The sequence below is a fragment of the Streptomyces sp. NPDC058274 genome (assembly GCF_042881375.1).
Classification (GTDB): domain Bacteria; phylum Actinomycetota; class Actinomycetes; order Streptomycetales; family Streptomycetaceae; genus Streptomyces.
The window spans coordinates 951,751-975,685 of record NZ_JBHVXW010000001.1 but is presented as its reverse complement, the minus strand read 5'-3'; the positions used below and the strand labels follow the sequence as shown (position 1 = coordinate 975,685).

At 70.3% G+C, this 23,935-nt stretch carries 26 protein-coding genes; 16 read left to right on the top strand and 10 right to left on the bottom strand.

Translation table 11 applies throughout. The annotated features are described in order from the left end of the window. The first annotated feature begins 89 nt into the window (after positions 1 to 89). The gene (locus tag ACFVYF_RS04390) at positions 90 to 587 is read left to right on the top strand and encodes a protein phosphatase (RefSeq protein ID WP_389450513.1); all 498 of its coding nucleotides are present in this window, start codon (positions 90 to 92) and stop codon (positions 585 to 587) included. Here the strand turns inward: ACFVYF_RS04390 and ACFVYF_RS04385 are convergent. Next, the gene (locus tag ACFVYF_RS04385; protein WP_389450510.1) at positions 568 to 1,101 is read right to left on the bottom strand and encodes a GNAT family N-acetyltransferase; all 534 of its coding nucleotides are present in this window, start codon (positions 1,099 to 1,101) and stop codon (positions 568 to 570) included. The two genes, ACFVYF_RS04390 and ACFVYF_RS04385, sit on opposite strands and share 20 nt — an antisense overlap. 247 nt (positions 1,102 to 1,348) lie before the next feature. Here ACFVYF_RS04385 and ACFVYF_RS04380 point away from each other — a divergent pair, with 247 nt between their 5' ends. The 10 genes from ACFVYF_RS04380 to ACFVYF_RS04335 all read left to right on the top strand — a co-directional run bounded on the left by ACFVYF_RS04380 (position 1,349) and on the right by ACFVYF_RS04335 (position 10,423). After that, on the top strand, positions 1,349 to 2,149 hold the full coding sequence (locus tag ACFVYF_RS04380) for an SCO2525 family SAM-dependent methyltransferase (protein ID WP_389450507.1): 801 nt from the start codon (positions 1,349 to 1,351) through the stop codon (positions 2,147 to 2,149). 42 nt (positions 2,150 to 2,191) lie between these two features. Beyond that, positions 2,192 to 4,036 (top strand): SCO2524 family protein, encoded by a 1,845-nt coding sequence (locus ACFVYF_RS04375; protein ID WP_389450504.1) that lies wholly within the window; start codon positions 2,192 to 2,194, stop codon positions 4,034 to 4,036. 3 nt (positions 4,037 to 4,039) lie between these two features. Next, a complete protein-coding gene (locus ACFVYF_RS04370) occupies positions 4,040 to 4,957 on the top strand; it encodes an SCO2523 family variant P-loop protein (RefSeq protein WP_389450501.1) in 918 nt (305 codons plus the stop codon). After that, complete coding sequence (locus ACFVYF_RS04365; protein ID WP_389450498.1) at positions 4,954 to 5,910, top strand: SCO2522 family protein; 957 nt, start codon at positions 4,954 to 4,956, stop codon at positions 5,908 to 5,910. The genes ACFVYF_RS04370 and ACFVYF_RS04365 overlap by 4 nt, the downstream gene beginning before the upstream one ends. Position 5,911: 1 nt before the next feature. Beyond that, positions 5,912 to 6,883, top strand: coding sequence for an SCO2521 family protein (locus ACFVYF_RS04360; RefSeq protein WP_389450495.1), 972 nt, complete (start codon positions 5,912 to 5,914; stop codon positions 6,881 to 6,883). A gap of 177 nt (positions 6,884 to 7,060) precedes the next feature. Next, positions 7,061 to 8,038: a DUF6879 family protein gene (locus ACFVYF_RS04355; protein WP_389450493.1), complete on the top strand. Its 978-nt coding sequence runs from the start codon at positions 7,061 to 7,063 to the stop codon at positions 8,036 to 8,038. Positions 8,039 to 8,316: 278 nt separating this feature from the next. Continuing rightward, the gene (locus tag ACFVYF_RS04350) at positions 8,317 to 8,532 is read left to right on the top strand and encodes a hypothetical protein (RefSeq protein WP_389450491.1); all 216 of its coding nucleotides are present in this window, start codon (positions 8,317 to 8,319) and stop codon (positions 8,530 to 8,532) included. Positions 8,533 to 8,670: 138 nt separating this feature from the next. Then, positions 8,671 to 8,802 carry a hypothetical protein gene (locus ACFVYF_RS04345; protein WP_389450488.1) on the top strand — a complete coding sequence of 44 codons (132 nt, stop codon included), beginning with the start codon at positions 8,671 to 8,673 and terminating at the stop codon, positions 8,800 to 8,802. After that, the gene (gene recO, locus ACFVYF_RS04340) at positions 8,799 to 9,545 is read left to right on the top strand and encodes a DNA repair protein RecO (protein WP_383283476.1); all 747 of its coding nucleotides are present in this window, start codon (positions 8,799 to 8,801) and stop codon (positions 9,543 to 9,545) included. The genes ACFVYF_RS04345 and recO overlap by 4 nt, the downstream gene beginning before the upstream one ends. Before the next feature lie 32 nt (positions 9,546 to 9,577). Further along, the gene (locus ACFVYF_RS04335) at positions 9,578 to 10,423 is read left to right on the top strand and encodes an isoprenyl transferase (protein WP_389450485.1); all 846 of its coding nucleotides are present in this window, start codon (positions 9,578 to 9,580) and stop codon (positions 10,421 to 10,423) included. Between the two features lie 52 nt (positions 10,424 to 10,475). Here ACFVYF_RS04335 and ACFVYF_RS04330 read toward each other — a convergent pair whose 3' ends face one another. The 4 genes from ACFVYF_RS04330 to ACFVYF_RS04315 are packed head-to-tail and all read right to left on the bottom strand — an operon-like array spanning position 10,476 to position 13,606. Continuing rightward, positions 10,476 to 10,892, bottom strand: a complete 417-nt coding sequence (locus ACFVYF_RS04330; RefSeq protein WP_389450482.1) for a Fur family transcriptional regulator — start codon at positions 10,890 to 10,892, stop codon at positions 10,476 to 10,478. A gap of 58 nt (positions 10,893 to 10,950) precedes the next feature. After that, on the bottom strand, positions 10,951 to 11,853 hold the full coding sequence (locus tag ACFVYF_RS04325; protein WP_389450479.1) for a metal ABC transporter permease: 903 nt from the start codon (positions 11,851 to 11,853) through the stop codon (positions 10,951 to 10,953). Next, a complete protein-coding gene (locus tag ACFVYF_RS04320) occupies positions 11,853 to 12,647 on the bottom strand; it encodes a metal ABC transporter ATP-binding protein (protein WP_389450476.1) in 795 nt (264 codons plus the stop codon). Before ACFVYF_RS04320 ends, ACFVYF_RS04325 begins: the two co-directional genes overlap by 1 nt. Next, positions 12,644 to 13,606, bottom strand: coding sequence for a metal ABC transporter substrate-binding protein (locus ACFVYF_RS04315; protein ID WP_389450473.1), 963 nt, complete (start codon positions 13,604 to 13,606; stop codon positions 12,644 to 12,646). The genes ACFVYF_RS04320 and ACFVYF_RS04315 overlap by 4 nt, the downstream gene beginning before the upstream one ends. A 265-nt stretch (positions 13,607 to 13,871) precedes the next feature. Here ACFVYF_RS04315 and ACFVYF_RS04310 point away from each other — a divergent pair, with 265 nt between their 5' ends. Further along, positions 13,872 to 15,254, top strand: coding sequence for a glycine--tRNA ligase (locus tag ACFVYF_RS04310; protein WP_389450470.1), 1,383 nt, complete (start codon positions 13,872 to 13,874; stop codon positions 15,252 to 15,254). Between the two features lie 115 nt (positions 15,255 to 15,369). On the opposite strand, the gene ACFVYF_RS04305 is transcribed toward ACFVYF_RS04310, so the two are convergent. Next, on the bottom strand, positions 15,370 to 16,422 hold the full coding sequence (locus tag ACFVYF_RS04305; RefSeq protein WP_389450468.1) for a chitinase: 1,053 nt from the start codon (positions 16,420 to 16,422) through the stop codon (positions 15,370 to 15,372). 262 nt (positions 16,423 to 16,684) lie between these two features. Between ACFVYF_RS04305 and ACFVYF_RS04300 the strand changes: the two genes are divergently transcribed. Then, a complete protein-coding gene (locus ACFVYF_RS04300; protein ID WP_389450465.1) occupies positions 16,685 to 17,689 on the top strand; it encodes an aldo/keto reductase in 1,005 nt (334 codons plus the stop codon). 26 nt (positions 17,690 to 17,715) lie between these two features. Beyond that, positions 17,716 to 18,303, top strand: coding sequence for a TetR family transcriptional regulator (locus tag ACFVYF_RS04295; protein ID WP_389450462.1), 588 nt, complete (start codon positions 17,716 to 17,718; stop codon positions 18,301 to 18,303). Between the two features lie 76 nt (positions 18,304 to 18,379). Here the strand turns inward: ACFVYF_RS04295 and ACFVYF_RS04290 are convergent, their stop codons facing one another. Continuing rightward, complete coding sequence (locus ACFVYF_RS04290) at positions 18,380 to 18,835, bottom strand: VOC family protein (RefSeq protein ID WP_389450459.1); 456 nt, start codon at positions 18,833 to 18,835, stop codon at positions 18,380 to 18,382. 21 nt (positions 18,836 to 18,856) lie between these two features. On the opposite strand from ACFVYF_RS04290, the gene ACFVYF_RS04285 reads away from it, so the two are divergent. Next, positions 18,857 to 19,474: a CGNR zinc finger domain-containing protein gene (locus ACFVYF_RS04285; protein WP_389450456.1), complete on the top strand. Its 618-nt coding sequence runs from the start codon at positions 18,857 to 18,859 to the stop codon at positions 19,472 to 19,474. 47 nt (positions 19,475 to 19,521) lie between these two features. Here ACFVYF_RS04285 and ACFVYF_RS04280 read toward each other — a convergent pair whose 3' ends face one another. Together ACFVYF_RS04280 and ACFVYF_RS04275 are read right to left on the bottom strand one after the other, a co-directional pair. After that, positions 19,522 to 19,728 carry a hypothetical protein gene (locus ACFVYF_RS04280; RefSeq protein WP_389450453.1) on the bottom strand — a complete coding sequence of 69 codons (207 nt, stop codon included), beginning with the start codon at positions 19,726 to 19,728 and terminating at the stop codon, positions 19,522 to 19,524. 201 nt (positions 19,729 to 19,929) lie between these two features. Further along, on the bottom strand, positions 19,930 to 21,360 hold the full coding sequence (locus tag ACFVYF_RS04275; RefSeq protein WP_389450450.1) for an MFS transporter: 1,431 nt from the start codon (positions 21,358 to 21,360) through the stop codon (positions 19,930 to 19,932). Between the two features lie 100 nt (positions 21,361 to 21,460). Between ACFVYF_RS04275 and ACFVYF_RS04270 the strand changes: the two genes are divergently transcribed. Beyond that, positions 21,461 to 22,360, top strand: a complete 900-nt coding sequence (locus ACFVYF_RS04270; protein ID WP_389450447.1) for a helix-turn-helix transcriptional regulator — start codon at positions 21,461 to 21,463, stop codon at positions 22,358 to 22,360. A gap of 41 nt (positions 22,361 to 22,401) precedes the next feature. Here the strand turns inward: ACFVYF_RS04270 and ACFVYF_RS04265 are convergent, their stop codons facing one another. Continuing rightward, positions 22,402 to 23,847 carry an MFS transporter gene (locus ACFVYF_RS04265; protein ID WP_389450445.1) on the bottom strand — a complete coding sequence of 482 codons (1,446 nt, stop codon included), beginning with the start codon at positions 23,845 to 23,847 and terminating at the stop codon, positions 22,402 to 22,404. Positions 23,848 to 23,935 lie beyond the last annotated feature (88 nt).

Below are 23,935 nucleotides of genomic sequence, written 5' to 3'. Positions count from 1 at the left end.
CGCCCGCCGATCTGTCCTGACCCCGCGCCCGATGCGACCGTGTTCCCGGACGGTCTCGGGACGCGCGCCCGCCGATCTACCCTGACCCCGTGACCGATGCCACCGTGACCTGGGACCCGTCCGACGCCGGTGTGCTGCGTCTGCCCTCCGGCCGGCTGGTCCGTGGCCGGGGCCTGCGCCGGCCGCTGCCGCCCGGCGCCCCCACCCCGACGTACGCCGTGTACCTGCTCGGCAAGCGGCCGCCCGAGGTTCCCTGGGCGGCGCACTGGCTGCGCTGGCCGGACTTCCGGCTGCCCAGCAGCCGTACCGAGGCGCGCGAGGTGCTCACGGACGCCTGGCGGCGGGCCGCGGACGAACGCGTCGAACTCGCCTGCGGCGGCGGCCGAGGCCGCACCGGAACGGCCCTGGCCTGCCTGGCCGTCCTCGACGGGGTGCCGCCGGCGGAGGCGGTGGACTACGTACGCCGCCACTACGACCGGCACGCCGTGGAGACCCCCTGGCAGCGCCGCTATGTGCGCCGCTTCGCGGACGGCACCGACGGCACCGACGGCACCGGAGGTAGCGGCGTCACAGACTCAGCGTCATGATGAGCCGGTCCTCGTCCGGCCCGAAATAGCCCTTGCGCACGGCTCCTTCGGGGCTGAAGCCGAGGGACCGGTAGAGGACGATGGCGGGCGCGTTGGTGGGCTCCACCGTGAGGCGGACCTCCCGGATGCCGGCGGTGGTGCGCAGCCGGCGCAGGATCTCGACCATCAGCCGGCGGCCGTGGCCACGCCCGCGCCGGTCCGGGGTCACCCCGAGCCCCAGAATCCAGCTGCTGCCGGCCTCCGGCGCGCTCCCGACCAGCACGTACCCGCGGAGCGTCTCGCCGTCGTCCAGGACGAGGAAGTCCTCGGGGTGCACGTCGAAGAGCTGGCGCAGGACGAAGAAGGGGTACGCGTCGCGCTGGAAGACCTCCTGGTCGAGCCGGGCGAGCGCGGGAAGGTCGGACTCCTCGACTCCTCTCATCCGCAGGGGCCGGTCCCTGGGAGGCCGGTACAGCGCCGAGCCGGTGGACAGCGCGAAACGATCTCCGGAGCGGTCCGCGGGATGAACTGTCATGCGCCCCCCTGAGTCGGGAGTCAAGGGCGTGTTGCCTCATTTGGGTGAATACGGATCAGATGGCGCACACCTTGTCGTGGGACTGCGTTCGGCAGGGATTCGACCAGCATCGCGTGGCAGCGTGCGGCGCTTCAAGGGCGGTTCAGGGCCAAAAGTCGATGCGTCGTTCCGCAACTCATCGCGTCGCAGGGCCGCTACAAGACGGCAAAGGGGCTCCCCGTTGTGTACGGCGTTGGTACCGTGGAGCATGGACTCGAGAGCCCGAGAGGGCACCCGTACACTCAATGCCGACGCACCGTGGGACGCATTCGACTCTCACGCATATATTGATCACAATTACCGCGATCTGCTCGACGTCGACGCGGAGATCATCGCGCTCGTCCGCGATCACTTCAGCGATCACTTCCGTGAAAATTTTGAGCGTCCGGTTTTGGGTATTGACGTCGGTGCCGGTGCCAACCTCTATCCGGCCCTGTCCATGCTTCCGTGGTGCGAGAAGATCACGCTGCTCGAGCGCTCCTCAAGCAATGTCGGCTACTTACGCGGCCAGCGCCGCCACTTCGATGCGGACTGGGACAGTTTCTGGAAGGTGCTCTGCGCGGATCCGGCCTACCAGGCGATCGATACCGACCGGAGGGCGCGGTTCCATCAGGCCGTGAGGGTCCGCCAGGGCGACCTGTTCGACCTGGGGCGCCGGGGCCTGCTAGGGCTGAGGAGCCATCAGGGACGTTGGTCCATCGGCACCATGTTCTTCGTCGCCGAGTCCATGTCGAGTTCCCATGAGGAGTTCCGGCGCGGTGTCGAATGCTTTATGCGGTCCCTCGCTCCCGGTGCTCCTTTCGCCGCCGCTTTCATGGAGGGCTCGACCGGTTATGACGTCGGCGATCACCATTTCCCGGCCTGTGACGTCAATGATCTACAGGTGTTCGAAAGCCTGGAGCCTTTTGCGGGGAAGGTCGACATCTACCGACTGCGGAAACCGAGTGCGTTGGTGCGACCGGGGCACACCGGAATGATCCTGGCCCGGGGCCATCGTAATTCCGACTGATTCTCCATAGCGGGCAGTGCGACCTGTGTGAGGGGCATGGGGATGCAGATCAAGCCACGTCAGCACCTGCTGGACATCTGGCAGGCCATTGCTCGCCACTCTTTCGACGGAGGTAAATGGGTCTGGGGGGAATGGGGCGGACTCAGCAGTGTCGCGGACGCCGAAAGGCTGCTGTGCCTCATGTATCCCGCCACCGAGATTCCGGCATTCCGTCTCGACGAGCCCGACACCACACAGCGGGACGTCGAAAGAATCCTGAAGCGGGCCGGGGGCCGCACGGAGATCCCCGCGAATCTCGTTACCGTCCTCACCCAGTTCATGCGCACGCACACCGGCGCCGACGAGAGCCCCACTTTCTCCGGCGGCTACTACTTCGGCTCCCGTGAGCAGAAGGCGGACGTCACCCGGGAACAGCTCGAACTGGGCGTGGTCGACTCCTTCTCGATGTCGGTCACTCTCTGTCTGGCCACGCTCGGATTCCTCAAGGTCTACGAGGACAGGACGTCACGCAGCGACATGAAGGAGAGCATCGCGAAGCTGAAGGAGGCCACCAGCGTCCGCCTCACCGCCGCGATGGTGAGCCTGCTGCGCTCCTTCACCGTCAACGTCTTCGACGCCGAGTCCGGCCAGGGCCGGCGCCTGCGGCGGCTGGTCGGCGAGGGGCGGCTCTCCGAGCGGGCGGTCCTCCAGCAGTTCCAGCGCCGCTTCAAGCCGCTGCGCGCCACGATCTCCGAGAGCTTCACCCTCGGCGTCGACGTCGAGGAGGGCCTGAAGGACGACAGCCGGCTCTTCGAGTGCGGCTGGGCGTGGAGTCTGGTCAAGGACGCACCGAAGGTGGAGGAGATCGCCGAGCCGATCGGACGGCAGCCGGACGGCGTCGCCGACGCCGTGCCGTATCTCTACTTCACCGTGGTCGCCCTCGACGGCATTCAGGACCTGTTCTCGGACCGCACCCTCACCCTCGGCCTCCTCAACGCCGACCAGCAGAAGCTCGCCGAGGCCCTCAGGCTGCGCTGGGAGATCACCCAGCAGTACTGGTCGGGCATCGCCCGCTTCGACACCGAGCGCTGGCCACTGGAGGACATCCCCTGGCGTACGACGGGCCAGCGGCTGGAGTCCGAGTACTTCTCCCTCTCCGTCGCCGCCATCGTCGTCCACGACCTGGTGCGCCGCCGGGCCACGGACGACGACCTCACCCGGACCGTCAGCGTCATGGAGCGGCTCGCCGAACGCGGCCGCATCACCAGCCGGATGACGGGCGGCGACCCGGCCGTCCGGCTCCACAGCCCGGGCGTCACTCTGCCGTTGCAGGGCAGCGACCGGCTCGGCCCGCTGTTGCAGTGGACGATGACCGACTTCTCGGCCCAACTGCTGAAGCGGACCATCCAGTTGTGCGAACTGTCCCGCAACATCACCTCGCAGGACCGGCTGCTGCGCCTCGCGGAACAGACCCTCGACCATCTGTGGCTGCGCCGCATCCAGGAGGGCGAGGGCATCGGCCTGTGGGACAACGTGCACTCCGTCTACCCCGGTTCACCGGAGAGCGAGGGGCCGCTGTCCTGGAGCATCACCGAGCGCGTCACCGAGTGCATGGTCGCCGCCCGCAAGCTCTATGTGCAGCGGCCCATCCGCAGTCCCGAACTCGCCGTACTCGCCCGCGCGTTGCTCAGTGAGTCCACCCACCTCTTCGGCTACGAGCAGATGGAGCCGTCGCTTGCCGTCGACGGCGAGCGGGCGCGGGCACTGAAGAACATCGAGATCCGGCTGCGCCGCGCCCGCCGCATCCTCGACGAACAGCCCGGCACCGCCTGTGCGTTGACCCTTTCGGTGCTCGGCGAACTCGACACCCTGTCCCAGGCCAGGGACGCGGCCGCCGAGGAGGTGTGACGGATGCTCGTCTTCGCCGTCTCCGACAAGGGAGGCACGGGCCGTTCCGTCACCAGCGCGAACCTCGCCTACCAGCGGGCGCTCACCGGTGACGACGTCGTGTACGTCGACTTCGACTTCGGCTCGCCCACCGCCGCCGCCGTCTTCGACGTCCCCGGCGCACTGCGCGGCGTCGAACAGGGCGGCCTGCACTCCTACTTGGAGGGCGCGATCGGCGAACCGGTCCGCGTCGACGTCTGGGCCCGGACCGAGCACCCGGTGCTGCGCAGCAGGCCCAACGGCTCCGGTCGCCTCGTCCTGATCCCCGGCGACGCGAGCGGTGGCGAGTTCGCCACCGACCAGGAGACCCTGCGCCGCTGCGTGGACCTCCTGCTCCGGCTGAACGGCGAGTTCGACGTGATCATCGTGGATCTGAGCGCGGGGCGCAGCTACGCCATGGACATGGTCCTGGAGGCCACCGCGCAGCCCGAGACGCGGGGCATCGACTCCCGCTGGCTCGTCTTCCACCGCTGGACCCGCCAGCATGTGGTCGCCGCCGCCGGACTGGCCTTCAAGGAGCACGGCATCCTGGAGGGCGGCGCCGCCCGGGGGCACGACAAGGACACCCTCCGCGACGCCATCCGCTTCGTACGGGCCGCCGTGCCCGATCCCGAGTCGCCGCTGTGGTCACAGGTGTCGCCCGCCCAGTCCACCTGGATGCAGCGGTGCGACGAGCAGCTGCGGCGGCTCGCCTCCGACCACCGGATCGGCGACAGCGTGGTGCTGGGCACGGTGCCGCTGGAACCGGTCCTGCAGTGGCGCGAGCAGCTCATCACCGAAGAGGACGTGATCTCCACCCAGATCGCCAACAAGGAGACGCTGGAGGCCCTGGAGGAGATCGCCCGGAGCCTGACCGACGACACCCAGTGGGGGCGGCCGTGACGGATGCCGTATTCCGGGAGACCACCGCCGAGCCCCGCACCCAGTCCGTCCCGCTCGCCCATCTGTCCCTGGAACTGGGGCACTTGTACATGGAGGACTTCGAGGGCGGCCCCGCTCGGCTGCGGCGCCACTTCGCCGAGGTACGGCCGTGGGTGGACGCCGTCCAGGCAAGCGCCGCCCTTCAGGCCGGCGGCAAGCGGCCCCGGGTCAGCACCTGCTTCCTCGTCGACGACTACTTCGGCCGCTTCTCCTCGCCCGCGGATCTCGTGCCCGTACTCCTCGACGAGGCCGAGCGGGCCGGACTGACCATCGACTACCTCGCCAGGGAGTCCGCCTGCGCCGTCGCGGACAAGATCCCGCTCGCGGAATCCGTGGCCAACCGGCTCGTCGAGTCACCGCCCGCCGGCAGCTACGGCCTGCGACCGCCCGCCGGCCAGACCGGCTGGCTCGCCAACGGCCAACGCACCCCGGCCGCCCGCCCGCAGGCGATGAAGACGGCCCCCGCCTGGCGGCCGCCGCAGGAGACCGCGGCGCGCCGCCACTCCGTCTTCATGGACGTCGAACTGTGGGACGACGACAAGGAAGGGCACCGCACCTGGTCCTGCCCCTTCCTCGCGGCGGTCTGGCAGCTGGCCCGCCTCGGCCTGCTCCGCAACGAGGGCGAGCCCGTCCTCGTGCCCCGCCCCCGCGGGGAGTTACCCGCCCGCTGGGACGAGCTGGCGCCGCTGCTCCAGCTCAATGCCTCCGCCGCCCCGTTCAGCGCCTACCGGACCTGTTCCGTACTGCCGTCCAGGTTCCTGCCCGTCGAGCACGCCGTACGCGTCATCCTCGACCAGACCGATGTGGACGCCGGGGCCCTGCGCCAGGTCGCCGAGCGCTCCGCCCGCGAAGGCGCGGCGGTGCCCGACTCCGTCGCGGACCGTGCCTCCTACGTCTTCTACGCGGAGCTGTGAGATGCGGGCGCCGGGGGACACCACGCGTGCGGTGCTCGCCTGCGGGGAAGTGCGCACCTGTCTGCTGCCGTCGCTCCAGCCGCTGGACGCCCGGGCCGCGGCCCAGCTGCTCAGACTGCGCGCCGACGAGCGGGTCCTGGTCTCCGAGCGCCCCAACCTGTACGCCCTGTCGCCGGACACCCTCACCGGCGTGGACTGCCCGCTGCCCACAGGCAACAGCGCCAAGGTCCGCGCCGTCGGCACCGTGGCCGCCCGCGCCGCGCTCACCGAGGGCCGGGTCCTCCAGGCCACCGCGTACTTCCGCGCCCCGGCCGCCGGACCCGACCAGCGACAGCCGTGGGGCCACTACCTGGTGCGCCCCGGGGTGGTGGAGCCGCTCGGGCGGCTGCCCGAAGAGGCCGCCGCACACGGCGTGTTGAGTGGTGGCCGGCCCGGCGACCTCGACCTCGGACTGATCGCCGACACCCTGCTGACGCGCCTGCTGCGCCACCCGCTGCTCGATCACCACGTGCCCATGAAGTCACGCCCCACCCGCCTGCGTTGGGCGGCGCTGCCCGCCGCGGACGGCGCGGGCCCCGTCATCGAACGCTTCACGCTTGCCGAGGACGAACTGCGCACGCTGCGGCTCAGAGTGCCGGACAGCACCGATCCGGCCGCGGTGGCCGGGCTGTGCGAGGACCTCGCCCTGCACGACTGGCTGCTCACCGCCGTCGTGCGTGTCCTCGACGGAAGCCGCCTCGGGTCGGTGGACGGACCGGCGGCGGTACGGGCGCTGCGTCCGGCTGTGGAGCATCTGCTGCATCTGTGGATGCCCGGAGCCCGGGTGGACCGGTCGCTGGCACCGCTGTGGGACGTGCTGGAACGGGAGCCGGGGTTCACCCGGCAGTGGCGAACGCTGGTGCGGCGGATCCGCGACCAACTGGCGCTGCTGCAGGTCGCTCCGCTGCTGCGCGAAGAACTGACACCACGCTGAAGCCGATCCGGGGGGCCGCCTCGGCACAGCGTCTCGATGGGGATCCCGACGGGGGGAGAAAAGGAAATGAACGCAAACCCAGGAACCACCTCAGGAACCACCTCAGGCACCACTCCGGAAACCACTTCAGGAACAACGTCAGGAACACCGAACGCGGGACGGCCGGAAGGCACGCGGGTGCCGCCGCTGCTGCTGAAGACACTCGTCACGGTCGTGGTGGCGATCGTCGCGTACGTGCTCACCAACGCGCTCAACCAGAACCAGGACGAGGTCTGGAAGCTGACCGTGTCCATCGTCATCGGCGGCTCCGCCCTGATCGTCCAGTACCTGGTCGACTTCGAGCGGCGGCTGGAGACGATGGAGACCGGACAGCGCACCCGCATCCGGGACATGAAGGAGAGCCTGGCGGAGAACCACCGCGAGGTGCGCGGCCATCTTGCCGAGCACCACCGGGAGATGACCCAACTGGTCGACGACCGCTTCGCCCGGATCAGCGAGGCGACGGAACTCTTCAGCCAGGTGGACCGTTCGGTCCTGCGCTCCGACGGCGTGATCAACCTCGCCCGCAGTGCCACGAAGGCGGGCATGCTGAACAACAGACTCGTGAAGTCCTTCGCCAGCGAGGAGATCGACCGGCTCGCCGGCCTGCTGGAGAACCTCAGCAACCGCATCGCCGACTGCCTGGGGGAGAACCAGGACTGGCTCATCGACCTCACCAAGTGCATCAAGGAGAGCCTGGACGCGACCAGCACCTCGGTCGACCGGGACTTCTGGAGCAGCGAGCCCGCGAGCCGCTATCTGGAGGCGCAGGCCGACGCGATCCTGCGGGGCGTGAAGATCAGGCGGCTGTTCCTGGTGAACACGCCCGAGGACATCGACGCCGATCTGCTGGAACTGTGCGAGAGCCAGCGCTCGCTGGGCGTCGACGCGCGCGTGGTGATCGTCTCGGAGCTGCCGCACCGCTTACAGCTGGGCACGCAGAGCGACTTCATCATTTTCGACGGCGAACTCTCCTACGAGATCGACCAGGACACCCGCGACGTGAACGCGAAAACCACCCTGAACGCCCGGCCCGCCCTCGTCCAGTACCGCATGAAGCGCTTCAACCAGCTCTGGGACGCCACCCCCAACCGGACCGGCCCCGACGAGCCCTGAGTCACCCGCCCGGCGGCCCGTCGCGTCCCCGCGATGACCGCCGCGACCCGAACCGCCGACCCGAATGGGGCGGAATCCTGCCGAGTGTAGATGCAGAGCGTGACCCCGGAGATGCGAAGGGTGAAAGTCGCGGTCGTAGGGGAGCAGGCTGGGGGCGGATTACGTACCACTCGGGGGACGACCTCGGCGATGCGCGCCGAAGAGGCGGAGGACAGCGTGAAGGAACCGCGGGCAACGGGCACGGCCGGAATGATGTCGCCGACATCCCGGGCCTGTCGATGAGGCCGCCACTCGGCGCGTATGTCGTCGACACCCGCACCGGCAAGGTGGGCGTCGTGACGGGGCACGAGGGCCCGTACGTGCGGCTGAAGCCGTACGGCGGCGGCAAGGAGTGGGACTGCGCGCCGGACGCCCTCCGGGTGGCCACCATGGCCGAACGGCTCAGCGCGGCCACGGCGTACGCCAACGCACGCAGCCGCGGCGAGGTGCCGTGAAGAGGCGGGGTGCTGCGAAAAGGCGAGGTGCCGTGAAGAGGCGGGGTGCCTCGAAGCGGCGCGGCGCCTCGAAGGGGTGAGCGAGCGAACCCGCCCACCCGGCCCGCGGCCCCCGTCCCGTAGGCGAGAATGGACCTCATGAGTCTGTTCCGCGACGACGGCATCGTGCTGCGCACCCGGGAGCCCGGGGGAGCGGACCGGACCGTGCCGCGGTCCTCCGGGGACCGCTCTCCGTACCGCCGGCCGGACACCCGTGGGGGCGAGCGATGAGCCTCTTCCGGGACGACGGCGTCGTCCTGCGGACGCAGAAGCTCGGTGAAGCGGACCGGATCATCACGCTGCTCACGCGCGGTCACGGACGGGTGCGGGCCGTCGCGCGGGGGGTGCGGCGGACCAAGTCGAAGTTCGGGGCGCGGCTCGAACCGTTCTCCCACGTCGACGTGCAGTTCTTCGCGCGGGGCAGCGAGCTGATCGGACGGGGCCTGCCGCTGTGCACCCAGAGCGAGACCATCGCTCCGTACGGCGGTGGAATCGTCACCGACTACGCGCGCTACACCGCCGGGACGGCCATGCTGGAGACGGCCGAGCGCTTCACGGACCACGAGGGGGAGCCCGCCGTACAGCAGTACCTGCTGCTGGTCGGCGGACTGCGCACCCTCGCCCGCGGCGAGCACGAGCCGCATCTCGTCCTCGACGCCTTCCTGCTGCGCTCCCTAGCCGTGAACGGCTACGCGCCGAGCTTCAGCGACTGCGCCAAGTGCGGTATGCCCGGACCGAATCGGTTCTTCTCGGTGGCCGCGGGCGGTTCCGTCTGCGGCGACTGCCGGGTCCCCGGCAGCGTCGTACCCTCGGCAGGGGCCCTCGAACTGCTCAGCGCGCTGCTGACGGGAGACTGGGGGACCGCGGACGCGAGCGAGCCGCGGTACGTCCGGGAGGGCAGCGGCCTGGTGTCGGCCTATCTGCACTGGCATCTGGAGCGCGGTCTGCGCTCGCTGCGGTACGTGGAAAAGTAAGACAGAGCAAGCTAGAGGGAGACGAGAAGCACATGGTCGTACGCGGGATCCTGGGACGCCGGCGCCGCGAGTACAGCACGCCGGAACCGCATCCGTCCGGTGCCCGCGCGCCGAAGCTCCCCGGCGAGCTGGTGCCGAACCATGTGGCGATCGTCATGGACGGAAACGGACGGTGGGCCAAGGACCGCGGGCTGCCGCGGACCGAGGGCCACAAGGTCGGTGCCGAGCGCGTCCTCGACGTGCTGCAGGGCGCGATCGAGATGGGGGTCGGCGCCATCTCGCTGTACGCCTTCTCCACCGAGAACTGGAAGCGCTCGCCCGACGAGGTGCGCTTCCTGATGAACTTCAACCGCGACTTCATCCGCAAGACCCGGGACCAGCTCGACGAACTCGGCATCCGGGTCCGCTGGGTGGGCCGGATGCCCAAGTTGTGGAAGTCGGTGGCCAAGGAGCTCCAGATCGCCCAGGAGCAGACCAAGGACAACGACCGGCTGACCCTGTACTTCTGCATGAACTACGGCGGTCGCGCCGAGATCGCCGACGCCGCGCAGGCGTTGGCGGAGGACGTGAAGGCGGGCCGGCTCGACCCGTCGAAGGTCACCGAGAAGACCTTCGCGAACTACCTCTACTACCCGGACATGCCGGACGTGGACCTGTTCCTGCGGCCGAGCGGCGAGCAGCGCACGTCCAACTACCTGCTCTGGCAGAGCGCGTACGCCGAGATGGTCTTCCAGAACGTGCTGTGGCCCGACTTCGACCGGCGTGACCTGTGGCGCGCGTGCGTCGAGTTCGCCTCCCGGGACCGCCGCTTCGGCGGCGCCGTCCCGAACGAGCAACTGCTCGAGATGGAGGCCGCGATGAAGGGCCGCCCGGAGTAGGAACCGGACATGCGTGAAGGGGCACCCGGCAGAGGGTGCCCCTTCCACGGCGTCAGCCCTTGGCGGCGGCGCACTCCGCACACGTACCGAAGATCTCCACGGTGTGCGCGACGTTCACATAGCCGTGCTCCGCCGCGATCGCCTCCGCCCACTTCTCCACCGCCGGGCCCTCCACCTCGACCGCCTTGCCGCAGACCCGGCAGACGAGGTGGTGGTGGTGCTCTCCGCTGGAGCAGCGGCGGTAGACGGACTCGCCGTCGGACGTACGCAGGACGTCGACCTCACCGGCGTCGGCGAGGTTCTGCAGCGTGCGGTACACGGTGGTGAGCCCGACGGAGTCGCCCTTGTGCTTGAGCATGTCGTGGAGATCCTGCGCACTGCGGAACTCGTCCACCTCGTCGAGCGCGGCCGCCACGGCGGCACGCTGCCGGGTGGAGCGGCCCCGAACGGGCGATCCAGCGGTTGTCACCGTTGCCTCCTCACGTCTGCCCTTGCCCGGCCATTGTGCCAGTCCGGACCGTGCCCGGTCAGACGCCGACCTTTCCCTCCGGGCCGCGGGTGGCCGGAATCGCGCATTCGGCCGGGTCCCCGGCCGCCTGTGCCGCCGCCACCGCCCGGGCCCGGCGCCGGGCGAGTGGAGTGGCCAGCACCGTCAGCACGACGAACGCGCCGATCGTCAGCAGCACGATCGTCGCGCCGGGCGGCACGTCCTGGTAGTACGACGTCACCGTGCCGCCGATCGTCACACTCACCCCGATCGCCACCGCGATGGCGAACGTGGCCGCGAAACTGCGGCTCAGCTGCTGCGCGGCGGCCACCGGCACCACCATCAGCGCGGACACCAGGAGCAGGCCCACGACCCGCATGGCGACCGTGACCGTGACGGCCGCCGTGACCGCCGTGAGCAGGTTCAGGGCGCGCACCGGCAGACCCGTGACCCGGGCGAACTCCTCGTCCTGGCTGACCGCGAAGAGCTGGCGGCGCAGGCCGACGGTGACCAGGACCACGAAGGCCGCAAGGACGCAGATCGCCGTCACGTCGCTGTCGCTCACGGTCGAGAGCGAGCCGAAGAGGTACGACGTGAGGTTGGCGTTGGACCCGGTCGGCGCGAGGTTGATGAACATCACGCCGCCCGCCATGCCGCCGTAGAAGAGCATCGCGAGGGCGATGTCGCCGCGCGTCCTGCCGTACCAGCGGATCAGCTCCATGAGGACGGCGCCGACGACCGAGACGGCCATCGCCATCCAGACGGGGTTGGTGGACAGCAGGAAGCCGAGGCCGACGCCGGTCATCGCCACGTGGCCGATGCCGTCGCCCATCAGGGCCTGGCGGCGCTGCACGAGGTAGATGCCGATGGCGGGCGCGGTGATGCCGACCAGGACGGCGGCCAGCAGCGCCCGCTGCATGAAGGCGTAGTCGAGGATCTCCATCAGCTCAGCAGTCCCGTCCGGATCGGTTCGGCGTCGTGAGCCGCGTGGGGGTGTACGTGGTCGTGGCCGGGCAGGGCGTGCTGGCCCACGGCGCGCGGCGGCGGGCCGTCATGCAGGACACAGCCGTCCCGGAGCACCACCGCGCGGTCGATCAGCGGCTCCAGGGGGCCCAGCTCGTGCAGGACCAGCAGGACGGAGGTGCCCTGGGCGGCCTGCTCGCGCAGGGTCTCGGCCAGCACCTCCTGGCTCGCCAGGTCCACGCCCGCCATCGGCTCGTCCATGATCAGCAGTTCGGGCCCGGAGGCGAGCGCGCGGGCGATCAGCACGCGCTGGTGCTGGCCGCCGGAGAGGGCGTTCACGGAGTCCTTGGCGCGGTCGGCCATGCCGACGAGCTCCAGTGCGCCGCGTACGGCCGCGTGGTCGGCCTTGCGCAGCACGCCGAAGCGGGTCCGCGACAGCCGCCCGGAGGCCACGATCTCGGTCACCGTGGCGGGCACGCCGCCCGCGGCCGTGGTGCGCTGCGGTACGTAGCCGACGCGCGCCCAGGCGCGGAAGCGGCGGTGCGGAGTGCCGAAGATCTCGATCTCGCCTTCGCTGACCGGGACTTGGCCGATGATGCTGCGCACGGCGGTCGACTTGCCGGATCCGTTGGCGCCGAGCAGGGCGACGACCTCACCGCGGTGCACGGTGAGGTCGATGCCGCGCAGGACCGGGCGTGAGCCCAGCTCGGCCCGCACGCCGCGCAAGGAGATGACGGGCTCGCGCTCGCTCACGGTGTCCTCCGGGGTGGTCACTTGGCGCCCAGAGCCTTCTGCAGCGCCTTCAGGTTCGACTCCATGACCTGGAGGTAGTCGCTGCCCCTGGACTTGCCGGTGATGCCCTCGATCGGGTCGAGGACGTCCGTGGTGAGGCCCGCGTCGCTCGCGACGGTCTTGGCGGTCTTGTCGCTGACGAGCGTCTCGTAGAAGACCGTCGAGACGCCGTCGGCCTCGGCCATCTTCTCAAGGTCCTTCACGCGGTTCGCGCTCGGCTCCGACTCCGGGTCCAGGCCGTTGATGGCCTCCTCGGTGAGGCCGTAGCGCTCGGCGAGGTAGCCGAAGGCGGCGTGGGTGGTGATGAAGACCTTGGTCTTCGTGTCCTTCAGCCCGTCCCGGTACTGGGTGTCGAGTCCGCCGAGCTTCCCGACCAGCGACGCGGTGTTCTTCCGGTAGTCCGCGGCGTGCTGGGGGTCGGCCTTCTCGAAGGCCTTGCCGACGCCCTTGGCGACCTCGGCGTACTTCACCGGGTCGAGCCAGATGTGCGGGTCGGTGCCGCCGCTCTCCTCGCCCTGGGAGTCGTCGTGCTCGGCCGCGTGCCCGCCGACCTCGTTGCCGTGCTTCTCCAGGGTGGTCAGGGAGGCGGCGTCGATCTTCGTCCTGACGCCGGACTGGGCGACGGCGTCGTCCACGGCCGGCTGCAGGTTCTTGAGGTAGAGGACGGCGTCCGCCTCCTGGAGCTGCGCGGTCTGCCGGGCACTGATCTCCAGGTCGTGCGGCTCCTGGCCGGGCTGGGTCAGACTGGTGACGTGCACATGCGTGCCGCCGATCTCCTCGGCGAGGTACTGCATGGGGTAGAACGACGCCACCACGTCGAGCTTCCCGCCGCTCGTGCCCTCGGCCGCGGACGAGTCCGAGCAGGCGGAGAGGGTTCCGAGGCCGAGGGCGGTGGCCGCCGCGACCGCGGACCCGGATATGAGGCGTCGTCGTACGTTCATGACAGTCATTTTCAACAAATCTGGAAACGATTGTCAACAAGCCGGGTACCGGGACCCCGGCCGCGGACCGATTCGAGGGTGTCCGGACCCCGGCAGCCGGACCGATTCGAGGGTGTCCGGACCCTGGCAGCCGGACCGATTTGATACAGGGGTGGGCCCCGCCGGTAACCTGAAGCATTCGCCCGCCCGCCGCCCGACCGCCACCCCTCATCGCGGCGCAGGGCGCCGCCCTTGTCACTTGTCCATTCGTAATGAAGAGAGCACCGTGGCCGCCGACAAGATCGACACCATCGTCAGCCTGAGCAAGCGCCGTGGCTTCGTTTTCCCCTGTAGTGAGATCTACGGCGGCCAGCGCGCCGCCTGGGACTACGGCCCGCTCGGCGTCGAGCTGAAGGAGAACATCAAGCGCCAGTGGTGGCGTTACATGGTCACCTCCCGTGAGGACGTCGTCGGTATCGACTCGTCGGTGATCCTGGCCACCGAGGTCTGGGTCGCGTCGGGTCACGTCGCCACCTTCTCCGACCCGCTCACCGAGTGCACCTCCTGCCACAAGCGCTACCGCGCCGACCACCTGGAGGAGGCCTACGAGGCGAAGCACGGCCGCCTCCCGGAGAACGGCCTCGCCGACATCAACTGCCCCAACTGCGGCAACAAGGGCCAGTTCACCGAGCCCAAGCAGTTCTCGGGCCTGCTCGCCACCCACCTCGGCCCCACCCAGGACACCGGCTCGGTCGCCTACCTGCGCCCCGAGACCGCGCAGGGCATCTTCACCAACTTCGCCCAGGTCCAGCAGACTTCGCGCCGCAAGCCGCCGTTCGGCATCGCGCAGATGGGCAAGTCCTTCCGCAACGAGATCACGCCCGGCAACTTCATCTTCCGCACCCGCGAGTTCGAGCAGATGGAGATGGAGTTCTTCGTCAAGCCGGGCGAGGACGAGAAGTGGCAGGACTTCTGGATGCAGGAGCGCTGGAACTGGTACACCGGCCTGGGCCTGCGCGAGGAGAACATGCGCTGGTACGAGCACCCGGCCGAGAAGCTCTCGCACTACTCCAAGCGCACCGCGGACATCGAGTACCGCTTCCAGTTCGGCGGCAACGAGTGGGGTGAGCTGGAGGGCGTCGCCAACCGCACGGACTACGACCTCTCCGCGCACTCCAAGGCCTCCGGCCAGGACCTCTCCTACTTCGACCAGGAGGCCGGCGAGCGCTGGACCCCCTACGTCATCGAGCCCGCCGCCGGTGTCGGCCGCGCGATGCTGGCCTTCCTGCTCGACGCGTACGTCGAGGACGAGGCCCCGAATGCCAAGGGCAAGATGGAGAAGCGCACGGTGCTGCGCCTCGACCCGCGGCTGTCGCCGGTCAAGGTCGCGGTCCTGCCGCTGTCCCGCAACCCGGAGCTCTCCCCGAAGGCCAAGGGCCTGGCGACCGCGCTGCGCCAGAACTGGAACATCGAGTTCGACGACGCCGGCGCCATCGGCCGCCGCTACCGCCGCCAGGACGAGATCGGCACGCCGTTCTGCGTGACGGTCGACTTCGACACCCTCGACGACAACGCGGTGACCGTCCGCGAGCGCGACTCGATGAAGCAGGAGCGGGTCTCCCTCGACCAGATCGAGGGCTACCTGGCCGCCCGTCTGATCGGCTGCTGACCTCGGATGTGCTGAACGGCCGAAGCCCCCGGTTCCGTGACACGGAACCGGGGGCTTCGCCTTGCGCCGACCGCGGCGGGCGGGAGGTGGGGGACTCACCGCGCGGTGCGGCCGCTCAACGGCCTTGCAGGGCCTTGACGTTGTTCCCGAAGGTCCAGTTCTTGGCACCGTCCCAGTTGATGGACCAGGTCATCAGCCCCTTGAGGCTGGTGCCGTAGTGCTGCCAGGCCTGGGAGACCAGGCTCGGTGACATGTAGCCGCCGCCGGCGCCCGACTGGGCCGGGAGGCCGGGGACCTGCTTGTCGTACGGCACCTTGATCGTCGTCCCCTGCACGACCAGGCCCTTGTTGAGGCAGTCGGTCTGGGCCGTGAAGCCCTGGACGGTGCCGGCCGAGTACGAGTCGCCGGAGCAGCCGTACATGCTGCCGTTGTAGTACTGCATGTTCAGCCACCACAGCCGGCCGTTGTCCGCGTACTTCTTCACGATCGGCAGGTACGCGCCCCAGATCGAGCCGTAGGTGATGCTGCCGCCGGTGACGTACGCGGTCTCCGGAGCCATGGTCAGGCCGAAGCCGGCCGGCATCTGGGCGAGGATTCCGTCGATGATGCGGATCAAGTTGGCCTGGGACGTGGAGAGTTGGCCTATGTTTCCGCTGCCGACCAGGCCCGTCTCGATGTCGATGTCGATGCCGTCGAAGTTGTACTTCTTCAGGATCGGGACGATCGTCGAGACGAACTTGTTCGCCACGGTGGTCGAGCTGAGGTCGATGCCCGCCGCCGCACCGCCGATCGACATCAGGATCGTCTGGCCGGAGGCCTTCGCCGCGCACATCTCCGCCGGCGTCGCCACCTTCACGCCCGCGTCCATGCCGTCCTCCCACAGGGCCGTTCCGTCGGAGCGGATGACCGGGAACGCCGCGTTGATGACGTTGTAGCCGTGGGCGGCGATACGGGAGTCGGTGATCGGCGTCCAGCCGAAGGGCGGGTGGACGCCGTTGGACGAGCCGTCCCAGTTCTCCCAGTAGCCCTGGAGGACCTTGCCGGAAGGGCGGGACTTCACGGCGCAGGTGTCGGCCGCGGAGGCGCTGGGTGCGCCGAGGGTCATCAGCTGGGCGAGACAGGCCGCCGCGAGCGCGGCACCCATGAGGCGGAACTTCCGGCGGATCATGCGTGGCCTCCCGGTGGGGTGCGGTGAGGTGTCGTAGACATGACAGTGCCTGCGGTCCAGACCTTTCGTCAATAGGTCTGGACCAAAGCGAGCTGTCGCGGACGGTGGCCGACGCGTGACGGACGGCTCGTCGCAGACCGACTGACAGATGACAGCTGACAGATATTGAAATCTGTCAGCTGTCATGCCATCGTGGAGGTACGACACGGCACGACACCCCGCCGGGCGGGCGCACGCTCGCCCGGGTATCCAAGGAGTTCTCATGCGCACCCGCACCCTCGGGTCCACCGGTCCCCAGGTCTCCGCCCTCGGCCTCGGCTGCATGGGCATGTCCGCCCTGTACGGCGACGCCGACCGGGCCGAGTCCGTCGCGACCATCCACGCCGCCCTCGAAGCGGGCGTGACCCTGCTCGACACCGGCGACTTCTACGGCATGGGCCACAACGAGATGCTGATCGGCGAGGCCCTGCGATCCGCCCCGGCGGCCCGCCGCGAACAGGCCCTCACCAGCGTCAAGTTCGGGGCCCTGCGCGACCCGGACGGCGGCTGGTCCGGATACGACGGCCGCCCGGCCGCCGTGAAGAACTTCGCCGCCTACTCGCTCCAGCGGCTCGGCGTCGACCACATCGACGTCTACCGGATCGCCCGGGTCGACCCCGGCGTGCCCATCGAGGAGACGGTCGGCGCCATCGCGGAACTGGTGGCGGCCGGACACGTACGCCACATCGGGCTGAGCGAGGTCGGCGCGGACACCGTCCGCCGGGCCGCCGCCACGGCCCCCATCTCCGACCTGCAGATCGAGTACTCGCTGATCTCCCGCGGCATCGAGGACGAGATCCTCCCCGCCACCCGCGAGCTGGGCATCGGTGTCACCGCCTACGGAGTGCTGTCGCGCGGTCTGATCTCCGGCCACTTCACGCCCGACCGGCAGCTGGCAGCCAACGACTTCCGTGCCTTCAGCCCCCGCTTCCAGGGCGAGAACCTCCAGCACAACCTCTCCCTCGTCGAGGCGCTGCGGAAGATCGCCGAGCAGAAGGGCGTCAGTGTCGCGCAGATCGCGATCGCCTGGGTGCTCTCGCGCGGCGTGGACATCGTGCCGCTGGTGGGTGCGCGCCGCCGGGACCGGCTGAGCGAGGCGCTCGGCGCGCTGGACGTCACGCTGGACGCCGCCGACCTGGCCGCGATCGAGAGTGCCGTGCCGGCCGACTCCGCCGCGGGTGCCCGCTACCCCGAGGCGCAGATGGCGCACCTCGACAGCGAGCGCTGACCGGGCCCCCGGGTACGGTTTCCGGCATGGCACCGACCACCGAGACCCTGACCGCCGAGCGCATCCTCGAAGCGACCGAGGAGGTGCTGCGCCGCCACGGCCCCGCGAAGGCCACCGTGGTGGACGTGGCCCGCGCGCTCGGCGTCAGTCACGGCAGTGTCTACCGCCACTTCCGTACGAAGACGGCGCTGCGGGAGGCGGTGACGGAACGCTGGCTGGACCGCACCTCGCAGACGCTGTCCGGGATCGTCGCCGAGGACCGGGCCCCCGAGGACCGGTTGCGCGACTGGCTGTCGGGCCTGTTCGCGGCCAAGCGCCACAAGTCGGGCGACGATCCCCAGCTGTTCGCCACGTACATGGTGCTGATCGGCGAGACCAGTGAGGTCGTCGACCGGCACATCGCCGACCTCACCGGGCAGCTCGCCCGCATCATCGAGGACGGCGTCAGCGGCGGGACCTTCACGGCCGCCGACCCCGGGACCACCGCCCGCGCCGTCTTCGACGCCACCGGCCGGTTCCACGACCCCTGTTACGCCCGCGACTGGCAACAGCCGGGTATCGACGGGGAGTTCGAGGCGGTCGTGGAACTGGTGGTGCGGGGCCTGCGCGCCTGACGGCGGCTACCGCACCCGCTCACCGGCACCGACAAGGCGCCGCAGCTTCCCTCCACCATGATCGACCGGACAGGTCCTAGGCGGCGCAGAACTCGTTGCCCTCCGGGTCCCGCATGAGCCACCAGTGGCCGGCCGGTCCCTTGTCGAACTCGCTGACGCGGGTGGCGCCGAGGGACTCCAGGCGGGCGACGAGCGCGTCGAGGCCGCCCGGCTCGCTGTGGACGTCGATGTGCAGCCGGTTCTTCGTGGTCTTGGGCTCGGGGACGTCCTGGAAGAGGATCCGCCGGCCGTGGCCGACCCCGCTCGTCTCGTCGTAGGGGTCCTCGGGGTGCCGGATCGCCGCGTAGCCGCGGAAGACCCGGTGTCCGCCGTGCTCGGTGACCGCCTCCCCGGGGAGCCGGCCGGCGGCCAGCAGCCGGCCGATGAGGGGGCTCGGGTCCTCCACCTCGTACTCCAGCGCCGCGGCCCAGAAGTCCGCGAGCACGGATGCGTCCTGTGTATCGACGACCAGTTTCCAGTTCAGAGCTGCCATGTAACTGGTTATATTGGTTACATGGGGTCGACGTCCACCACCGCGGGCCTGTTGCTCAGTTCCCACAGCGGGGTCACCTTCCGCTTCGACCCGGGCGCGCTGTGTCTGGAGCTGCTCACCACGGGCGGCCCGGGCGCCTTCGCCCGGTACGAGGTGCTGCACGCGCCCGCCGACCTCGTCACCTGGGCGGACCGGTCACGGCTGACCCCGACGCCCGGCCTGGAGACAACCGACGACGAGGTGGCGGCCACCCGCCGGACGCGCGACGCGCTGTGGCGGGCGGTCCTCGCCCTGACACGCGGCGAGCCGGCCGCCCCCGGCGATCTGGATCTCGTCAACGAAGCCGCCGCCCGGCCCCCGCTCACGCCCGCCTTCGAAGCGGACGGTGCGCGCGGCTGGGCCGGGAGGGGGGACGGCACCCGCCTGCTCTCCACGGTCGCCCGCGACGCGATCGACCTGCTGACCGGCCCGTACGCACACCGCATCCGGATGTGCGCCGCCGACGACTGCTCACTCGTCTACGTCGACACCTCCCGGCCCGGCCGGCGCCGTTGGTGTTCGATGGAGCACTGCGGCAACCGCCACAAGGTACGGACCCTGCGCGCACGCCGGAGCGAAGGGGCGTCCGGGGAGGGGTGACCGCCAGGTCCTCGGGGCTCACCCCGCGGCTCTCAACTCCCGGGCCGCTACGGTCCCGAGGGATCCACCGTCGCCTGATGCGCCTCGGAGAGATGTTCCTCCGCCTTCAGCCAGGGCAGGAACTGCGCCGCTTTGCGCCATCCGCACGTATCGCATCTGATCGTCCGCTGCACGCCCGCGCGTTGCACATGTACGACGTGCTCGCGCCCGTGCTGGTCCCAGCGGCTTACCTTGCTCGTGTTGATCTGCAGCATGACACCTCCAGGTTGACCGCTCCGTCCGCGCAGCAAGGAGTGTGCAGCAAGACCAACATCAACGGGGGTTCTTCCACGGCGAGTTCACCGCGTGGTCGTTCCTGGTCCGGATCCGTCGCACCATGTGATCCGGATCCGACGCTCCGTGTCCGGAACGGCACTTGCGGCCGGTCGTGCGCGGCACACGCGGCGCACGACCCCCTAGCTGATCGTGCGCGGCAGACGCAGGCTGAGGGCGGTCGTCAGGGCCACCCCCGCCAGTTGCACGAGGAGGGTGATGACGAGGGCGTCCCGCATGCCCATGCCCGGGATCAGGGCCAGGAACAGGGAGCCGAGGGTCGCGACTCCCAGAGCCAGCGCGGACTGCTGGGTGGTGATCATGACACCGCTGCCGACGCCGCCCCGGTCCGGCGGGACCTCGGAGAGGATGATCCGGAAGAGGATGGGGAGTTGGAGCGCCTGCCCCGCACCGGCCACCGCGACGCCGGGCAGCAGTTCCGCCACTCCCAGGCCGGGCCAGGAACGCCAGGCCGCGAGGGCGATGAGCGCCACGCCGACCGTCTGGATCAGCCCGCCGACGGTGACGACCCGGGTGCCGTACCGGGCGACGAGCCGCGGGCCGCACAGGGAGACGACGAAGAAGACGACGGCCATCGGGGCGAGCGCCAGTCCCGCCCGGACCGGGCCGAGTCCCGCGCCCTCCTGGAGTGCCACCGCGATCACGAACATGAAGCCGCTGAAGCCGATCGAGAACGGCACGACCATCACCAGACCGCGGCGCAGCGAGGGCAGGGCGAGCAGGCTCGGCGGCACGAGAGGCGTACGGCCCTGCCGGTCGGCCCGGCGCTCCACGGCGTAGAAGGCGGCCGCAGCGAACGGGAACAGCACGAGCGAGAGCCAGGTCCACAGCGGCCAGCCCGCTGCCCGGCCCTCGGTCAGCGGAGCGAGCAGGGCCAGCAGCGAGACGGCGAGCAGGACCGTGCCGGGTCCGTCGACCGGCTCCGGGTTCGGCGAGCGGGTCTCCGGGACGGCGCGGGCGGCCAGGACCAGGCCGAGGATCACCACCGGCACGTTCACCAGGAACACCGACCGCCAGCCGCTGCCCGCGATGTCCGCCGCGACCAGGACGCCGCCGAGGATCTGCCCGGCCACCATGGAGAGGCCGGCCGTCGCGCCGTACAAGCCCATCGCCTTGGCGCGGCGCTGTCCGGCGGTCGCCGACTGGATGGTGGCGAGCACCTGCGGCAGCATCGCGGCGGCCGCCGCGCCCTGGGCGACGCGCGCCGCCACCAGCGTCCAGGCGGTCGGCGCCAGACCGCAGGCCAGTGAGGTCAGGCCGAAGGCGGCCATGCCGGCGAGGAAGAGCCGGCGGCGTCCGAACAGGTCGCCCAGCCGTCCGCCGAGGACGAGGAGGACGGCGTACGAGACGCCGTATCCGGCGATCACGAGTTCGAGGACGGCCTCGCTCGCGTGCAGATCCCGGCCCATCGTCGGCAGGGCGACATTGACGATGAAGAAGTCGATGAGAGGAAGGGCCGCGCCGAGCAGCACGGTGAAGAGCCCGAGACTGCCGAGTGCGGGTGGGGCGGGGGATCGGGCGGTACTACGGTCGAGAGTTCCGGTTTCGGTCACGTACCCAGCCTTGTCCCGATCTCAGCCTGGTACCAGAGTCTTCTTATCCTGGTAGCAGAAGTACCTGGAAACAGGGTGAGGAGTGCGGCAGGCTGGGAGCATGACGACCATGGCGCAGGAGCGGACGACAGCGGTACGGGGCGACGGCGGCCGGGCCTCGGAGATCCGGCGGCACGAGCTCGCCGCCTTCCTGCGCCACCGGCGCGAGCACGTCACGCCGGAGCGGGTCGGCCTGCCCCGCGGTCCCCGCAGGCGCACCCCCGGCCTGCGCCGCGAGGAGGTCGCCCAGCTCGCCGCGGTGGGCGTCACCTGGTACACGTGGCTCGAACAGGCCCGGGACATCCACGTCTCGGTGCAGGTGCTCGACGCCCTCGCCCGCACCCTGATGCTCGACCCCAGCGAGCGGCTGCACCTCTTCCAGCTGGCCGGGGCCGTGGACCCGGCGCCCACCTCGGCCGGTGCGTCGGTGACGCCCGCCCTGCGGGCCGTCCTGGAGCAGCTGGAGCCGTTCCCGGCCTGTCTGCAGAACAGCCGGTACGACATCCTCGCGTACAACCGCACCTACGGACTGCTGCTGTGCGACCTCGACGCCGTACCGCCCGAGGACCGCAACTGCATGGTGCTCGCGTACACGCACGAGGAATGGCGTTCGTCGATCGTGCATCTGGAGGAGACGGCCCGGGTCATGGCCGCCAAGTTCCGCGCGTCGATGGCCGGGCATCTCGCCGACCCCGCCTGGAAGGCGCTGCTGAAGCGGCTGCGGGCGGAGTCCCCGGACTTCTGCGAGGCGTGGGACCGGCACGAGGTGCTCGCGCCGGGCACCAAGCGCAAGGAGTTCCGCAACGCCCACGTCGGCCGGCTCACCGTCGACCACACCGACCTCTGGCTGAGCCCGGACACCGGGCCGCGCCTGGTGACGTACACGCCCGCCGACGAGGAGTCCCGCGAAGGGCTCGAGAAGCTGCGGGCGATCGCCATGGAGCGCGGGACCGCTGCCTAGCCTCCGGAGGCTCCGGGATCCCCGGACGGCCTCCGGGGTCCTCAGACCCGTACGCCCGCCGCGTCCTTGACCTCGGGCGTTCCCAGCCGCTCGGCGGCGCGCTCGGCCGTGCGGCGGGCCCAGCGGCCGCTCGTCAGCGCGCCGACGACCAGCACCGCGAGGCCGCAGCCGGTGATGATCCACCAGCCGGGCCGGGCGGCCGACACGAAGAACTCCCGGTACGCGGACGCGTCGACGCCGGAGGCGAGGACCGCGCCGACCACGGCGACGCCGAGCGTGCCGCCGATCTGCCGGCTGGTCGAGGCCACGGCGGAGGCGACACCGGCCTGGTCCCTGGGCATCCCGGAGACGGCGGTGTTGGTGATGGGCGCGTTGACGAAGCCGAAGCCGAGGCCGAAGAGGACATAGCCGATGACCAGGGTGACGTTCGACGTCTCGGCCTCGAAGGCGGCGAACAGGACCCCGCTCGCGGTCATCGCGACGCCCGCGACCAGCAGCGAGAAGCGGGGCCCGCGACTGCCGACGAGGCGGCCGGACAGAGGTGCGCAGACGAGGGTCATGGCGGCCATGGGGAGCATCCACAGGCCCGCGTGCAGCGCGTCCAGACCGCGCACGTTCTGCAGATAGAGCGTCGACAGGAAGAGGAAGCCGCTGAGCGCGGCGAACGCGCTGATGGCGATGACCGTGGCCCCGCTGAACGGCGCCGAGCGGAAGAACCGCAGGTCGATGAGGGGTTCGGCGCGCCGGGGTTCGTACCGCAGCAGGCCGAGCAGCGCGGCGAGGGCGACCACGCCGAGCGCGATGGTCTTGACGGCGCCGGAGGTCGGCGCCTCGATGATCCCGTACGTCAGCGAGCCGAGCAGGGCGATCACCAGGAGCTGGCCGACCGGGTCCGGGCGGCGCGCCCTGGGGGCGCGGGACTCGGGCACGTACCGCAGCGTGAGCAGCAGGGCGGCGAGGCCGACCGGGAGGTTGATCCAGAAGATCGAGCGCCAGCCGACCGAGTCCACGAGGAGGCCGCCGACCAGCGGACCCGCGGCCATGGATATGCCGACCACACCGCCCCAGACGCCGATCGCGCGGGCGCGCTCACGCGGCTCCGTGAAGGTGTTGGTGATGATCGACATCGCGACCGGGTTCAGCATCGAGCCGCCGACCGCCTGGACCATGCGGAAGACGATGAGCGATTCGAGGTTCGGGGCGATGGAGCACAGCAGTGAACCGAGGGTGAAGACGACCAGGCCCGCCTTGAAGACCCGGCGGCGGCCGATCCGGTCGGCGGTCGACCCCGCGAGCATCAGCAGCGAGGCGAGCACCAGCGTGTACGCGTCGATGGTCCACTGCAGGCCCGACACGCTCGCGTGCAGCTCCCGCTGCATCGAGGGCAGGGCGACGTTGAGAACCGTGTTGTCGAGGCTCACGATCAGCAGACTCATGCAGCAGATCGCGAGCACCAGCATGCGGCGGCGGTGGCTGAGCTCTGGCATTCCACCAGCGTAACGCCGAGTCGGTAGTGCGTCTAACTAATGACTGATACATGATCTTCCGTCTCGCGTGCCGGACGCGGGTGCCGGG